Origin of the sequence: Sulfitobacter sp. SH22 (genome assembly GCF_965641905.1) — a bacterium.
GTDB lineage: Bacteria > Pseudomonadota > Alphaproteobacteria > Rhodobacterales > Rhodobacteraceae > Sulfitobacter.
Window position 1 is genome coordinate 504,141 of the sequence record NZ_OZ282573.1, and the last position, 14,333, is coordinate 518,473.

The 14,333-nt window shown below is 60.4% G+C and carries 15 protein-coding genes; 9 read left to right on the forward strand and 6 right to left on the reverse strand.

The window, feature by feature from the left end; translation table 11 throughout:
* Positions 1-77 precede the first annotated feature (77 nt).
* From ACSQ13_RS04530 to ACSQ13_RS04555, 6 genes are all read left to right on the forward strand, one after another.
* Positions 78-1,223 carry an ABC transporter substrate-binding protein gene (locus ACSQ13_RS04530; RefSeq protein WP_176250198.1) on the forward strand — a complete coding sequence of 382 codons (1,146 nt, stop codon included), beginning with the start codon at positions 78-80 and terminating at the stop codon, positions 1,221-1,223.
* A gap of 81 nt (positions 1,224-1,304) precedes the next feature.
* Positions 1,305-2,222 carry a branched-chain amino acid ABC transporter permease gene (locus ACSQ13_RS04535; protein WP_295510381.1) on the forward strand — a complete coding sequence of 306 codons (918 nt, stop codon included), beginning with the start codon at positions 1,305-1,307 and terminating at the stop codon, positions 2,220-2,222.
* A gap of 1 nt (position 2,223) precedes the next feature.
* Positions 2,224-3,207, forward strand: a complete 984-nt coding sequence (locus ACSQ13_RS04540; protein ID WP_176250196.1) for a branched-chain amino acid ABC transporter permease — start codon at positions 2,224-2,226, stop codon at positions 3,205-3,207.
* Positions 3,200-3,955, forward strand: a complete 756-nt coding sequence (locus ACSQ13_RS04545; RefSeq protein WP_295510377.1) for an ABC transporter ATP-binding protein — start codon at positions 3,200-3,202, stop codon at positions 3,953-3,955. The genes ACSQ13_RS04540 and ACSQ13_RS04545 overlap by 8 nt, the downstream gene beginning before the upstream one ends.
* Positions 3,952-4,641: an ABC transporter ATP-binding protein gene (locus ACSQ13_RS04550; protein ID WP_295510375.1), complete on the forward strand. Its 690-nt coding sequence runs from the start codon at positions 3,952-3,954 to the stop codon at positions 4,639-4,641. Before ACSQ13_RS04545 ends, ACSQ13_RS04550 begins: the two co-directional genes overlap by 4 nt.
* A 24-nt stretch (positions 4,642-4,665) precedes the next feature.
* Complete coding sequence (locus ACSQ13_RS04555) at positions 4,666-5,067, forward strand: RidA family protein (RefSeq protein ID WP_176250193.1); 402 nt, start codon at positions 4,666-4,668, stop codon at positions 5,065-5,067.
* Here ACSQ13_RS04555 and ACSQ13_RS04560 read toward each other — a convergent pair.
* Genes ACSQ13_RS04560 through ACSQ13_RS04570 form a run of 3 tightly spaced genes read right to left on the reverse strand, consistent with a single transcriptional unit; the run spans position 5,064 to position 7,080 of the window.
* A complete protein-coding gene (locus tag ACSQ13_RS04560; RefSeq protein ID WP_176250192.1) occupies positions 5,064-5,855 on the reverse strand; it encodes an iron chelate uptake ABC transporter family permease subunit in 792 nt (263 codons plus the stop codon). The genes ACSQ13_RS04555 and ACSQ13_RS04560 overlap by 4 nt on opposite strands.
* Positions 5,855-6,601, reverse strand: coding sequence for a metal ABC transporter ATP-binding protein (locus tag ACSQ13_RS04565; protein ID WP_295510370.1), 747 nt, complete (start codon positions 6,599-6,601; stop codon positions 5,855-5,857). The genes ACSQ13_RS04560 and ACSQ13_RS04565 overlap by 1 nt, the downstream gene beginning before the upstream one ends.
* Positions 6,598-7,080, reverse strand: a complete 483-nt coding sequence (locus tag ACSQ13_RS04570; protein WP_176250190.1) for a transcriptional repressor — start codon at positions 7,078-7,080, stop codon at positions 6,598-6,600. The genes ACSQ13_RS04565 and ACSQ13_RS04570 overlap by 4 nt, the downstream gene beginning before the upstream one ends.
* 84 nt (positions 7,081-7,164) lie before the next feature.
* Between ACSQ13_RS04570 and ACSQ13_RS04575 the strand changes: the two genes are divergently transcribed.
* Positions 7,165-8,163 (forward strand): zinc ABC transporter substrate-binding protein, encoded by a 999-nt coding sequence (locus tag ACSQ13_RS04575; protein ID WP_295510367.1) that lies wholly within the window; start codon positions 7,165-7,167, stop codon positions 8,161-8,163.
* 5 nt (positions 8,164-8,168) lie between these two features.
* Here ACSQ13_RS04575 and ACSQ13_RS04580 read toward each other — a convergent pair whose 3' ends face one another.
* The 3 genes from ACSQ13_RS04580 to ACSQ13_RS04590 all read right to left on the reverse strand — a co-directional run bounded on the left by ACSQ13_RS04580 (position 8,169) and on the right by ACSQ13_RS04590 (position 11,712).
* Positions 8,169-9,221, reverse strand: a complete 1,053-nt coding sequence (locus ACSQ13_RS04580; RefSeq protein WP_295510365.1) for a permease — start codon at positions 9,219-9,221, stop codon at positions 8,169-8,171.
* Positions 9,218-9,532 carry an ArsR/SmtB family transcription factor gene (locus ACSQ13_RS04585; protein WP_176250187.1) on the reverse strand — a complete coding sequence of 105 codons (315 nt, stop codon included), beginning with the start codon at positions 9,530-9,532 and terminating at the stop codon, positions 9,218-9,220. The genes ACSQ13_RS04580 and ACSQ13_RS04585 overlap by 4 nt, the downstream gene beginning before the upstream one ends.
* A gap of 149 nt (positions 9,533-9,681) precedes the next feature.
* A complete protein-coding gene (locus tag ACSQ13_RS04590; protein WP_295510361.1) occupies positions 9,682-11,712 on the reverse strand; it encodes a PhoX family protein in 2,031 nt (676 codons plus the stop codon).
* A gap of 535 nt (positions 11,713-12,247) precedes the next feature.
* On the opposite strand from ACSQ13_RS04590, the gene ACSQ13_RS04595 reads away from it, so the two are divergent.
* A complete protein-coding gene (locus ACSQ13_RS04595; protein ID WP_176250185.1) occupies positions 12,248-12,895 on the forward strand; it encodes an ATP-dependent Clp protease proteolytic subunit in 648 nt (215 codons plus the stop codon).
* Between the two features lie 131 nt (positions 12,896-13,026).
* Positions 13,027-14,292 (forward strand): ATP-dependent Clp protease ATP-binding subunit ClpX, encoded by a 1,266-nt coding sequence (clpX, locus tag ACSQ13_RS04600; RefSeq protein ID WP_176250184.1) that lies wholly within the window; start codon positions 13,027-13,029, stop codon positions 14,290-14,292.
* Positions 14,293-14,333 lie beyond the last annotated feature (41 nt).

Consider the following 14,333-nt stretch of genomic DNA (forward strand, 5'->3'; position numbering starts at 1 on the left):
GGCCAGCCCGCAAACGTCACTGTGAAACGACCAAACGAGCCCGTCTAAAGAGGCTCAACACTTCAACGGAGAGAGTTATGAAACTGAAATCACTGATTGCAGCGGCCTCGATTGCCGCATTAAGCGCCGGGATGGCCTATGCCGAAGCCCATGGCGGCAAGGTCAAGGTCGGGATGATCACGACCCTGTCAGGCGGCGGTGCGGGCCTTGGGCTCGACGTGCGCGACGGCTTTGTGCTGGCGGCCAAGGGCAATGAAAACCTGGAGCTTGTGATCGAAGACGACCAGCGCAAGCCGGATATCGCGGTGCAACTGGCCGACAAGCTGATCCAGTCCGAAAAGGTCGATGTGATGACCGGTATCATCTGGTCCAACCTTGCGATGGCCGTGGTGCCAGCGGTCACCGCACAGGGCAAATTCTATCTGTCACCAAACGCGGGTCCGTCGGCGCTGGCCGGCAAGGGCTGTAGCCCCTTCTACTTTAACGTGGCGTGGCAGAATGATGCGTTTTACGAGGCAAGCGGGTCATGGGCCAGCGAGAATGGCATCGAAAAAGTATTCCTGATGGCACCCAACTATCCTGCGGGGACCGATGGCATGACCGGGTTCAAACGCACCTTCACAGGTGAGGTCGTTGACGAGGTTTATACCAAATTGGGCCAGACAGACTATGCCGCAGAGATTGCACAAATACGCGCATCAGATGCCGATACGGTCTATTTCTTCCTGCCTGGGGGCATGGGAATTTCATTTATGAAACAATATGCCGGATCCGGTGTGGATAAGAAAGTAATGGGCCCTGCGTTCAGTTTTGATCAGGGAATCTTGGGCGCGATCGGTGATGCGGCCTTGGGTGTCAAGAACACATCGCACTGGTCCAAGGACATCGACAACGAGGCGAACAAGAAATTCGTTGCCGATTTCCAGGCAGAGTATGGCCGTTTGCCGTCGCTTTATGCGGCACAGGGCTATGACACGGCGTTGTTGTTGCAAAGCGCGATGGGCAAAGCCGATGTGAAAGACGCCGCCGCCTTTCAGGCCGCATTGGAAGAGGCTGATTTCGCATCGGTACGTGGTGCGTTTGCCTTTGCACCAAACCACCATCCGATCCAGGATATCTACATGCGCGAAGTCGTCAAAGAGGGTGACATCGTGACCAACAAGATCATCGGGGTCGCGGCCAGCAACCATCAAGATGTCTATGGTGCAGACTGCAAAATGTAATCCAACGTGCTGCGCCGCTCTGTCGGCGCAGCACATTTTGACAGGTCGATGCCTGCAATATTCACCTGAGGAACGACCTATATGTCCCTGATATTATTGATCGAACAGGTTCTGAGCGGACTTCAGTTCGGGGTAATGCTATTCTTGATGGCTGCCGGTTTGACGTTGATTTTTGGCGTCATGGGGTTGATCAATCTGGCCCACGGATCGCTCTATATGGTCGGTGCCTTTGCCGCTGCTGCGGTGGCGGGCTGGACCGGTTCCTTTGCGCTGGCCTTGGTCGCCGCACTTGCTGCCGCCGCTGCTGCTGGTGCGCTGGTCGAACTGCTGGTGATCCGCCGCCTTTATGAACGCGACCATTTGGACCAAGTGCTGGCCACCTTTGCGTTGATCCTTATTTTCTCGGAAGGGACGCGCTGGCTTTTCGGCTCCTTTCCGCTGTTCCTTGATGTGCCTGCGGCGCTGGCCGGACCGGTGATGTTGCCGGGGGGCATTCTGTACCCGCTGTACCGGCTGGTGATTATCGGCGTGGGCTTGCTGGTGGCCTTGGGGCTGTTCTGGCTGATCGCCAAAACCCGCATCGGCGTCCAGATCCGCGCAGGAGAGGCCGACCGCGAGATGATTGCCGCATTGGGCGTTGATATCTCAAAGCTTTATACCTTGGTGTTTGCCCTTGGTGCCGCGCTTGCCGGGCTTGCCGGTGCGTTGGTCGGCGCGATCCAGTCGGTGCAGGTCGGCATGGGCGAACCTGTGTTGATCCTTGCCTTTGTGGTGATCGTGATCGGCGGCATCGGGTCGATCAAGGGCGCGCTGGTCGGATCGTTGCTGGTGGGCCTGACCGATACCTTGGGGGGCGTGCTGCTGCCGCCGCTTCTGGGGATATTCATGCAGGCATCATCGGCCACGTCCGTCGGGTCGGCTGTCGCCTCCATGGCGATTTACATCTTGATGGTGGGGGTGTTGCTGTTCAAACCCTCCGGCCTGTTTGGAGGGACGTAACATGACCCGCGAAACCTTTCTGAACGTCATTCTATTCGCGATCCTGCCCGTTACCGCACTGGCCGCCTTTGCGCTGGACGAGCCGTTTATCATCACCCTGGCCACCAAGGCCGCAATCCTTGCCTTGGCGGGGGTTGGCCTCAACATCGCACTGGGTCTGGGCGGTCTGGTCAGTTTCGGCCATGCTGCCTTTTTCGGGCTGGGGGGCTATGCGATGGGCATCCTTGCCAGCCACGCCCAAAGCTATACGCCCCTGATGGAAACCCCGTTTCTGATCGAAGGCACCAAATCGATGCTGGTGATCTGGGGCGTGGCCATCATCGCAGCAGCGCTTGCCGCCCTCGCGATTGGCGCGCTGAGCCTGCGCACCACGGGCGTTTACTTTATCATGATCACGCTCGCCTTTGGGCAGATGCTGTATTATTTCGCGATTTCATGGCCAGCCTACGGCGGTGAAGACGGGCTATCTATCTATATTCGCAACGATTTTCCGGGGTTGAACACCCTTGACCCGATCCAGTTTTTTGCCATCGCTTTCGGGGTCCTGGCCATTGTCCTGTTCGGCGCGGGCCGTCTGGCCAAGGCCCCCTTTGGGCTGGCGCTATCGGCTGCGCGGCAAAACGCGGAACGGGTCGAAACCGTGGGCCTTACGCCGTTTCGTATCCGGCTGGTGGCCTTTGTGATATCGGGGGCTGTGACGGGGCTGGCGGGGGCGCTGTTTGCTGATCTTAACCGTTTCGTCAGCCCCACGATGTTCAGCTGGCACACCAGCGGGGAAATCATGATCTTTGTCATTCTGGGCGGGGTGGGGCGGTTGTTCGGCCCTGTGGCCGGGGCCGCGCTGTTTATTTTGCTGGAACATACATTGGGCGGCATTAGCGAATTCTGGCAGGTCTATCTGGGGCTGTTGTTGCTGGGGGTCGTGCTGTTTGCGCGCGGTGGTCTGATCGGCACGATTGCCGGACGCGAGGTGGCACATGACTGATCCTTTGCTGAAATTATCCGACCTTAACAAAAGCTTTGGCGCGCTGAAGGCGACGGATAATGTGTCGCTGACCCTGATGCCGGGCGAAATCCACGCCCTGATCGGCCCGAACGGGGCTGGCAAGTCAACGCTGATCAAACAGGTTGCGGGCGGGCTGCGGTCTGACAGCGGTACGGTGGAATTTGCAGGCCGCGACGTGACCCCTTTGGGGACAGTGGCGCGGGCGCGGGCAGGGCTGGGTCGCACCTTCCAGATCTCGTCGCTCGCCATGGAATATACGGTGCTGCAAAACACTGTGCTGGGCGCATTGGGCCATGACGGGGCTGTCATGCGGTTTTTCCGACCCGTGATGAAAGACCGCGCGCTGGTCGATCGCGGCATGGCAGCGTTGGAGCGGGTGGGGCTGGCCGATCAGGCCGCCAAACGCACCGCCGATCTGTCCCACGGTCAACGCCGCCTGCTTGAGGTCGCTGTCGCCCTGACGCTGGACCCCAAGGTGTTCTTGATGGATGAACCGATGGCGGGGCTGGGGGCTTCGGGGTCGAAACGGCTGACGGGGTTTTTGGATGATTTGCGCGCACAGGCCCCGATCTTGCTGGTTGAACATGATATGGACGCGGTTTTCGCCCTTGCTGACCGGATCAGCGTTTTGGTCTACGGGCAGGTGATCGCCACGGGCACTGCCGATGAAATCAAACGCGACGCGGCCGTGCGCGAGGCCTATCTGGGTGCGGAGGATGCGGCATGAGCTTGTTGGAACTTAAGGGAATCACGGCGTCTTATGGCCCGTCCCAAGCCTTGTTCGGCGTCGATCTGGCCCTTGAGGCAGGCGAGGTTTGCGCGCTGATGGGGCGCAATGGCATGGGTAAATCCACCACGATCAAGGTGATCTGCCGGATGCTGAAACAGTCAGGCGGCACGGTGCATTTCAATGGCCGCGATATAGGCCCGTTGCCCAGCTACAAGGCTGCGCAGGCGGGTCTGGGTCTGGTCCCCGAAGGGCGGCGGTGCTTTGGCCCGCTGACCGTTTACGAAAACCTGATCGCCGCCGCGCGCCCCGGCCCGTGGGATTTCGAGAAAGTCTGCGCCCTGTTTCCCCGTCTGGGCGAACGCTGTGACCAGATTGCGGGGTCGTTGTCGGGGGGCGAACAGCAAATGCTGGCGATTGGCCGTGCGTTGATGACCAACCCCACGCTGCTGCTGCTGGACGAGGCGACCGAGGGGCTGGCCCCTGTGGTGCGTCAGGAAATCTGGGCCGCTGTTGCCACGCTCAAGTGTGACGCGGGACTGGCCTTGCTGGTTGTCGATAAATCACTGGCCGAACTGCGACAGATCGCGGATCGCGCTGTCATTCTGGAACGCGGTGCCTCTGTCTGGTCGGGGCGCATGGATGCCCTCGATAGCAGTGTGGCCGATCAATATCTTGGCGTCTAAGCGCCTGTCTGAAAAGGAAATTCAATGTCTCATCAAGTGATCCAGCCCGAAGGATGGGCACCGGCCAAAGGCTATGCCAACGGAATGCTTAGCGCGGACGGGCATCTGTTTGTGGGCGGGCAAATCGGCTGGACTGCCGATCAGAAGTTCGAGGCGCATGATTTCATCGGGCAGATGAAACAGGCGTTGCGGAACATCCGCGCGGTGGTCGAGGCCGCAGGCGGCGTGCCCGAAGATATCATGCGCCTGACCTGGTATGTGACCGACAAGGCCGAATATCTGGCCGCCCAAGCCGAGGTGGGCCGCGCCTACCGCGAGGTGATGGGGCGGCATTTTCCCGCCATGGCGATGGTTGTGGTCGCGGGCCTGATCGAGGATGAAGCCCGCGTCGAGATCGAGGCGACCGCCGTTATTTCAAAGGCCTAGCGCCGGAATACAGGTGCCAGACCGGCCGAGAGGGCAAAAAGCAGCGCCGCGACGCTGACCATGCTTGGCCCTGTCGGCGTGTCAAAGGCAAAGGACGCAGCCAGCCCGCCCAAGGTTGCGATCATGCCGATGATCGCTGCCATGATCGCCATCGTCTCGGGCGTGCGCGAAAACGGGCGCGCAGCGGCGGCGGGGATGATCAGCATTGCAGCGATCAGCAGCGCCCCCACGACCTTGAGCGCCACGGCAACCGTCAGGGCCAGCGCCAGTGTCAGGATCAGCTGTTCGCGTTTGGGGTTCAGCCCGCTGGCCGTGGCCAGATCGGGGTTGAGTGTGGCCGATAGCAGCGCCTGCCAACGCCAGACCAGCAGCGCGATGGAAACCGCAGCACCGCCCCAGATCACGGCTAGGTCGCCCTTGGTCACGGCCAGAATTTCCCCGAACAGATAAGCACTTAGGTCAACGCGCTGGTTCGGCAGCAAGGACACCGCGACCAAACCGATGGCCAGCGCACCATGTGCCAGCACCCCCAGCAAGGCGTCGGTGCTGACATTGCGCCCGTTCAGCCCGGCCACAATCAGCGCCATCGCCAGCGCCACAACCAGAACGCCACCAAAGATCGGCAGATCCAGTGACAAGGCCAGCGCCACGCCCAGCAGGGCCGCGTGCGATGTTGCATCCCCGAAATAGGCCATGCGCCGCCAGACCACAAAACACCCCAACGGGGCAGCGGCCAGCGCCACGCCAACGCCCGCAAGGGCTGCGCGCAGTACGAAATCATCCAACATCAATGGGCCCCGTCGCAATTGCTGTGATCATGGGTGTGATCATGGGAATGGGTGTGTTCATGCCGGTACAGTGCCAAGGCCCCTTGGGTGCCGGTCCCGAACAGGGCGCGGTATTCGGGGGCATCGGCGACGATCTCGGGCGTGCCTTCGCAGCAGACATGCCCGTTCAGGCACAACACGCGGTCCGATGCGGCCATCACCACATGCAAATCATGGCTGACCATCAAAACCGCACATCCCATCTCGCGGCGGACCTCTTCGATCTGGCGATAGAAGGCAGCAGCACCGGGCTGGTCCAGCCCTTGGGTCGCTTCGTCGAGGATCAGGATGTCGGGGGCATTCAACAAGGCGCGGGCCAGCAGCACCCGCTGGAACTGCCCGCCCGACAGATCAGCCATCTGCCGTTTTGCCAGATCGCCCACACCCGCCTTGTGAAGCGCGTCATTCACGACGGTACGAGGGTGGCGGTGGGGCAGGTTCAGAAACCCCTGAACGGTCAGGGGCAGAGTCGCGTCAATTTGCAGCTTTTGCGGCACATAGCCGATGCGCAGCCCGTCGGCGCGGGTGACTGACCCGCTGGCAGGTTTCAGCGCCCCGATCAGCGCGCGCAGCAAGCTGGATTTGCCGGACCCGTTCGGCCCGACGATGGTGACGATCTCGCCTTTTTCGATGGCGATGTTCACGTTTTCCAGAACGGTTTGCCCGTCCAGAACAAGGGTCAGGTTCTGCGTTGAAATCAGGCTCATGCGGCGTCCTGCGGTTGGCAGGCGGGGCACAGGCCCTGCGCTTCGACGACGGTGTGTTCGATCTGGAAACCGGCGGCGCGGGCGGCATCACCCAGACGGCCTTGGGTCAGGGCCGTGCCGCTTTCGGCAACAGACTGGCAACTGCGGCAGATCAGAAAAGCGGGGGCGTGGTCTTTGCCCAGATGGGTGCAGGCGATATAGGCATTCAACGCTTCGATCCGGTGGGCAAAGCCGGCCTTGACCAGAAAATCCAGCGCGCGATAGGCGACAGGGGGCTGGGTGCCCAACCCTTCGGCGGACAGATGCCCCAGAATATCATAGGCCCCAAGCGCGCGGTGCTCGGCCAGCAGCAGTTCCAGCACCCGGCGACGCACGGGCGTCAGACGCAGGTCCTGGGCGGCGCAACGGCTTTCCGCCTTGGCCATGGTTTCGCTGACACAGGCGTGGTGGTCGTGGGTCTCAAAGCCGATGGTGGTCATTTTGCCTCCGCTACAGGGTGGGGTATTGATATGTTATAACATCTGATCTAACAAGCGTTATATTATAACATTTGGAGTGCCGCCATGCGCCGTCTACTGCCCGTATCCTTCTTGCTTTTGTCGACAGCCGCCTGGGCGGATGTGCCGCGCGTGGCGACCGATATTGCGCCGGTACATTCGTTGGTGGCGCAGGTGATGGCAGGGCTGGGCACGCCTGACCTGACGATCCCGCCGGGCGCATCCCCGCACAGCTATGCCATGCGCCCGTCCGAGGCGCGCGCGCTGGCAGGGGCAGATCTGGTGGTCTGGGTCGGCCCGTCGCTGACGGCGTGGCTGGGCGATCCGATCGAGACTTTGGCCGCCGATGCGCTGCATCTTGAGCTGGAGGATGTCGCAGGGACGTTTGTGTTGGAGAACCGCACAGGGGTCGCGTTCGAGGTCCATGATCACGCGGATGACGACGCGGGGCATGACGATCAGGCGGACGACGCGGGGCATGACGATCACGCGGATGAGGCAGCCCACGATACACATGATACCCAAGAGGGCCACGACCACGCCGCCGGTGCCATTGATCCGCATCTCTGGCTTGATCCGGTCAATGCCTCCCTGTGGCTGGGGGCGATTTCAGATGCGCTTGGCCAGATTGACCCCGACAATGCCCAGACCTATGCCGCCAATGCCGCCAAAGGGCAGGCCGAACTGGCCGGATTGCAAACCCGTATTCAGGCCCAGCTTGCCCCGGTGCAGGGGCGTCCTTTTGCGGTCTTCCACGATGCCTATCACTATTTCGAGGCGCGTTTCGGGGTGGAGGCCAGCGCCGCGTTGTCGCTGAGTGACGGCAGTGCCCCCAGTGCCGCGCGCCTCGACGATGTGCGCGATGTGGTTCAATCGATCAACGCCGTCTGCGTCTTTACCGAACCGCAGTTCAATCCCGGCCTTGTCGCTGCGCTGGCCGACGGGCGCAGTCTGAAATCCGCGCCGCTTGATCCTTTGGGGGCCGGGCAGGCCCCGGGGCCTGCGCTCTATGGCGAGGTGATCCAGGGGCTGGCGGCCGCCTTTACCGGTTGTCTGGCCGAGTAAGGCACCTAGACGGACATCCAAAGCTGGAACAGGACGCCTGACGTCAGTGACCCGACCAGTGCGATTGCGATGTACAGGAAAAACACGGGCCGTTTGACCAGGGCCCAGACGGCGATGGCGGCGGGCAGGGATGTCACGCCGCCTGCCACCAAGAACGCCAGACCCGCCCCGGGTGCCATGCCTTGGCCGATCAATCCGCCCACCAGTGGCAGCGCCGCATAGCCGTTGAGATAGGCCGGCACCCCAACCAATGTGGCCACGCCGATGGGGGCAAAGCCGGTACCGCCCAACATATTTGTGATCAGCTCTGCCGGAACCCAAGCCAGCATCAGGCTTTCCAGCAAGAACGCCAGTGTGAGCCATTTAGCCAAGAACAACGTGGTTTTCACCGCCTCGCGCCAGAACTTGGTGACACGGGTGTTGTCTTGCCAGAACGTCCAGACCACAGGCTGCACGCTGCGCACCTTTGACGCGCCGCAGCCGCCATTGCCGACGCCGTCGCGCAAGGGGTCGGTCAGGCCGCCCGCTTTGGACATGACATGCACCACGATGCCCCCAAAGACGCCCAAGCCAACGGCGGCCAGCGTCTTGGCCACGGCAAATTCGACCCCCAGCACGCCGGTGGTCAGTATGAACATTGACGGGTCCATCACCGGTGATGCCAGCCAGAACGCCATGACGGCGGACAGCGGCACACCCATCGCCAGCAAGGCCGCGATCAACGGGATCACCCCGCAGGAACAAAACGGTGAAAGCCCGCCCGCAATTGCGGCAATCATGATCATAACGGCGGGCGATCCGGTAAAGGCCCGCGCAATCAACCCGTCGGCCCCGGTCGCCCCAGCATAGGCGGCGATCCCGATTGACAGGATCAGAAACGGCGCGACATTCAACAGGTTGTTGGCGGCGAACTGCGCGCTGGTGACGGCCTGTGGCGGGTTCACAAGGAACAACATTGCCAGCAGGGCCGCGCAAAACAGCCAGACCCGTTCGTTTGTCCAGATGCGGTGCAGCAGATCGACGCCACGGTTGCGCGGGGGAAGGGTGATATCGCTCATGCGGCTTGATCCTTGCTGAGGGTGACACCGACGCAGCATTCTGACGTCAGGAAGGCCACGGTTTCTTGCATCGCGTCGAAATCCACGCGGTTGACGATCTGCCGCCCCTGACGGGTCTGGAGCACCAGCCCCGCATCCACCAATGTGCTCAGGTGATGGGCAAGGGTGGACGGTGCGGCCCCAAGATGCTGGCCGATCTCGCCCACGTTCAACCCCTCATGGCCTGCACGCACCAGCAGGCGAAAGACGGTCAAACGGGTTTCATGGCCAAGGGCGGCAAGAGCGCGGGCGGTTTTGATGTGATTTGTCATGGGATCAAATAAAACTATAAAACTAGTTTTGTAAAGATGATTCGATACGTTGTTCTCCGCATCCATCCGCCACAAGAAAAACGCCCGAAGCGGGGGCTTCGGGCGTTACTCCTGCTTAAATGGGGGGCCTTCCTAAGCGTAAGGGGCAGTTATACCGCGATTTTTCCGCCCCCTTGTTTGGTGATAACCACCACCGCAGGGCGCGGCGGCATGGCGGGGTCGAAATCGGGCCAGCGGGTTGCCGGGTCTTCAAAGGTGCTGTTGCGTTCAAACCCGGCAAGGTTCTTGGTGCCATCGGTGCCCGGATGCTGCACCGCGACAAACAGGGTTTCGCCGTCATCGGTAAAATAGGGGCCGCACATCTCGCCGCCCACGGGACAGCGGAAGAACAGCTTGGACGTGCCGCGCGCCTCGCCTTCGGTTTCGACCGCATAAAGCCCGTCGGATTTGCCGGTCTTGTTCCAGCTGCCGCCCTGATCGGTGCTGACCCAAAGCCGCCCGTCCGCGTCAATGGCACAGTTGTCGGGGCTGCCGAACCAGCCGTTTTCCGATGTTTCAGGGTTCCACTGCGCGCCGACTTCGGCCAGCGATGGATCGCCGCATTTCACCAGGATCGACCATGTGCCAGCGGTTGCCGCGTGGTTGCCGCCGTCTTCCTTGATCTCGATGATGTGGCCAAAGCTGCTTTTGGCGCGGGGGTTAGCAGCGTTCACATCGTCTTGCCCGCGTTTGGAGTTGTTGGTCAGCATGATATAGGCCGTGCCATCGCCGCGCGGTTGCGCGTCTTCGGGACGGTCCATCGGGGTGGCACCCAACAGATCGGCGGCGATGCGCGTGTCAATCATCACGTCGCCTTGGTCGTCAAAGCCGTTTTCTGCGGTCAACGGACCTTCACCGTGGATCAGGGGCAACCAGACAACGGTGCCGTCTTCGTCAAAGCGCGCCACATAGAGCGTGCCGTCGCTGAGCAGTTTGGAATTGGCGGCGCGGTCGTCCGATACCTTGCCACCCGAGACGTATTTATACTGATAATCAAAACGGTTGTCGTCGCCCATATAGACCACCAGACGGCCATCGCTGCTGACAGTCGTTTCGGCACCTTCATGGCGGAAACGGCCCAATGCAGTGTGCTTGATCGGGGTCGAGGTCGGGTCCATCGGGTCGACTTCGACAACCCAGCCGAATTTATTTGGCGCGTGGGGTTCTTTATCGATGTTGAAGCGGTCGTATTTCTGGCCCCAAGCATACCACATCCCCGGCACGCCATAGCGTTTCTGCGAGGCAGCTTCGCGGCTGGCGGGATCAATCACCGGCTTGCCGTCGGCATCCAGATTGTCGGTCCAGTAATAGCCGTGGAAGTTTTCTTCGGCCATCAGCCATGTGCCCCAAGGGGTCAGACCGCCGGCGCAATTGTTCAGCGTGCCGATGACCTTGGTGCCTGTGGGATCGTCGTTGGTTTGCAGACGCTTGTGCCCTGCGGCGGGGCCGTCCAGCGTCATTTCGGTATCCAGCGGGGTGATGCGGCGGTTCATCTTGCCGTCGCGCACAACCTGCCACGTGCCGGAAGCATCCTTGGCGATTTCGACAACCGACCCGCCATGCGCGGCCATTTCGATGTCGATCAGCTCGGGCGTCATGCCGGAGAACTCAACGCTGTCCTGACGGCCCAGACCGGGGAACATGACCTCTTCGTTGGTGTATTCGTGGTTCACACATAGCAAACCCCGGCGGCCATCGTCAGTGAGCGGCACAAAGCCGACATAGTCGTTGTTATAGCCGAACTGTTTCAACTGCGCGGCGGCGGTCTGGTTCATCACGTCGAATTCAGGTGCATCGGCGGTGATCGGATCGCCCCACCGCAGCAAGACCTGCGCGTCATAGCCATCGGCGACGTGGTGGTTTTCGTCGTTGCCCCATGTCAATTCGTCAAAGGCATAGCGGCTGCCGTGGCCGGCGGCGTTTGCCTGATGCGGGGCCACCAACGCCGAGGTGCCGAACAGCGTGGTCGTCGCCGTCACGCCCAGCATCCCGCGCAAAATCTCGCGGCGGCCATAGCGGGCGTTGATCACATCGCCAATCGTGCGCTCAAGGTTGGGGTTTGTGGGGATGTCGTCAAAGGCTTCAAAAGCCTCGGCCTTGTTGCCGATAGACGGGTCTTCAAGGATATCATGGCGTGTCATGGCTGCTCCTGCATGTGTGCTTTGATCTCCCGCGGAACATCGGCGTGTTTTGTCACAGGGATATGCATGTCCGATGAAAGTTTTGTGACAGGATGCGCGGGTTCGGGTCAAGGCCGCGAGCACGGCGGTTCAAAGCGGCGGCGATGCGGAAGGTGCTGCAAGAAAAAAAATGCGTCCAATTGTCATATGATTTTCAACATAAGGATCGGGATCGGCGCAAACCCCGCGCGAGCGTTGTGACCGCTTTGGCGGCAAACCCCAAACAGCCGCGGAATCACCGTTGGGGCGTAAAAAACCCATCCCACGCCATATTTTTGCCCGCCTTTGGGGGCAAACCGCCGCAAACAGTCGAATGCGGCGGCGCAGCCCGGTGGAAACGGAGAATACAGATTTGTCATGCCCGCCGCCCGGCCCAAGGCGGCGCGGGGGTAACTGGATGGGACACCCCCCCTTGAACCCCAAGTAGGGCGAGACTAATCTGTGGGTAACGGTTTCGCGGGTATGGTCCTGCGGACAGCACAATCAGGCAGGCTTTATGAACGATCCATATGATACCTACATGAACACGCTTGTCCCGATGGTGGTCGAACAGACCAGCCGGGGCGAACGCGCTTACGACATCTTCTCGCGTCTGCTGAAAGAGCGGATTATTTTCCTGTCGGGCCCTGTGCATGATGGCATGTCCTCGCTGATCGTGGCGCAGTTGTTGCACCTTGAGGCGGAAAATCCGTCGAAAGAAATCTCCATGTACATCAACAGCCCCGGCGGCGTTGTGACATCGGGCCTGTCGATCTATGACACCATGCAATACATCAAACCCAAGGTGTCCACGCTCGTTATCGGGCAGGCCGCTTCCATGGGGTCTCTGTTGTTGCAGGCGGGCGAGCCGGGCATGCGTTTCTCGTTGCCCAACAGCCGCGTCATGGTCCACCAGCCCTCTGGCGGGTATCAGGGGCAGGCCACAGATATCATGATTCACGCGCAAGAAACCCAAAAGTTGAAAACGCGCCTGAACGAGATCTACGTCAAGCACACCGGCCAGACCCTCGAGAAAGTCGAAGCCGCCCTTGAGCGGGACAACTTCATGTCCCCCGAAGAGGCAAAAGACTGGGGTTTGATCGACGAAATCGTCGAAAACCGCGGCAAAATGGACGACCCGGACGCCGATAAAAAAGGCAAGTAAATAAGGCGTGCGCGGTACATGATTTTGCGATTGTGGACCGCGCATCGCTAGCCTAAGCTGTTCCGGAGCAAAAAATAAACTGCACTGCCGACAGGCGGGCAAGATCACAAGACAGGCCTGAAAGGGTTGAAATGGCTAATACGACCAGCGGCGATAGCAAAAACACTCTCTACTGCAGCTTTTGTGGTAAAAGCCAGCACGAGGTGCGCAAGCTGATTGCGGGGCCGACCGTATTCATCTGTGATGAATGCGTTGAGCTGTGCATGGACATCATCCGCGAGGAAACAAAGGCATCCGGCCTGAAAGCCACCGATGGCGTGCCGACTCCCAAAGACATTTGTGACGTGCTGGATGACTATGTCATCGGTCAGGCGATGGCCAAAAAGGTGCTGTCTGTTGCCGTGCACAACCACTACAAACGCTTGAACCACGCCCAAAAAGGCGGCGATATCGAGCTGGCGAAATCCAACATCCTGCTGATCGGGCCAACCGGCTGCGGCAAGACGCTGCTGGCGCAAACGCTGGCGCGTATTCTGGATGTTCCGTTCACAATGGCCGACGCGACCACCCTGACCGAAGCCGGTTATGTGGGCGAAGACGTTGAGAACATTATCCTGAAACTGCTGCAATCGTCCGAATATAACGTTGAGCGCGCACAGCGCGGCATCGTCTATATCGACGAAGTCGATAAAATTACGCGGAAATCCGAGAACCCGTCGATCACCCGTGACGTATCGGGCGAGGGCGTACAGCAGGCACTGCTCAAGCTGATGGAAGGCACGGTTGCATCCGTTCCACCACAAGGCGGCCGCAAGCACCCGCAGCAGGAATTCCTGCAAGTGGACACGACCAACATCCTGTTCATCTGTGGCGGTGCTTTTGCCGGACTTGACCGGATCATTGCCGCACGTGGCAAAGGGTCGGCCATGGGCTTTGGTGCGGATGTGCGTGACAAGGATGCCCGCGGCGTCGGCGAGATTTTCACCGATCTGGAACCCGAAGATCTGTTGAAGTTCGGTTTGATCCCGGAATTCGTTGGCCGTCTGCCGGTATTGGCAACGCTCGAAGATCTGGATGAAGACGCGCTTGTTACCATTCTGACCAAGCCCAAGAACGCGCTGGTCAAGCAGTACCAACGCCTGTTCGAGATCGAAAACACGCAGCTGACCTTTACCGAGGATGCGCTGGCGGCAATCGCCAAACGTGCGATCCAACGTAAAACCGGTGCGCGCGGTCTGCGCTCCATCCTCGAAGACATCCTGCTTGATACGATGTTCGACCTGCCCGGCATGGACACCGTGACAGAGGTTGTGGTGAACGAAGAGGCCGTGATGTCTGACGCGGCACCGCTGATGATCCACGCCGACGCGGAAAAAGAACCGGCATCAGCCAGCTAAGCCAACCGGCCAGAAACCGCATAAAGATTGAACAAAGCGCG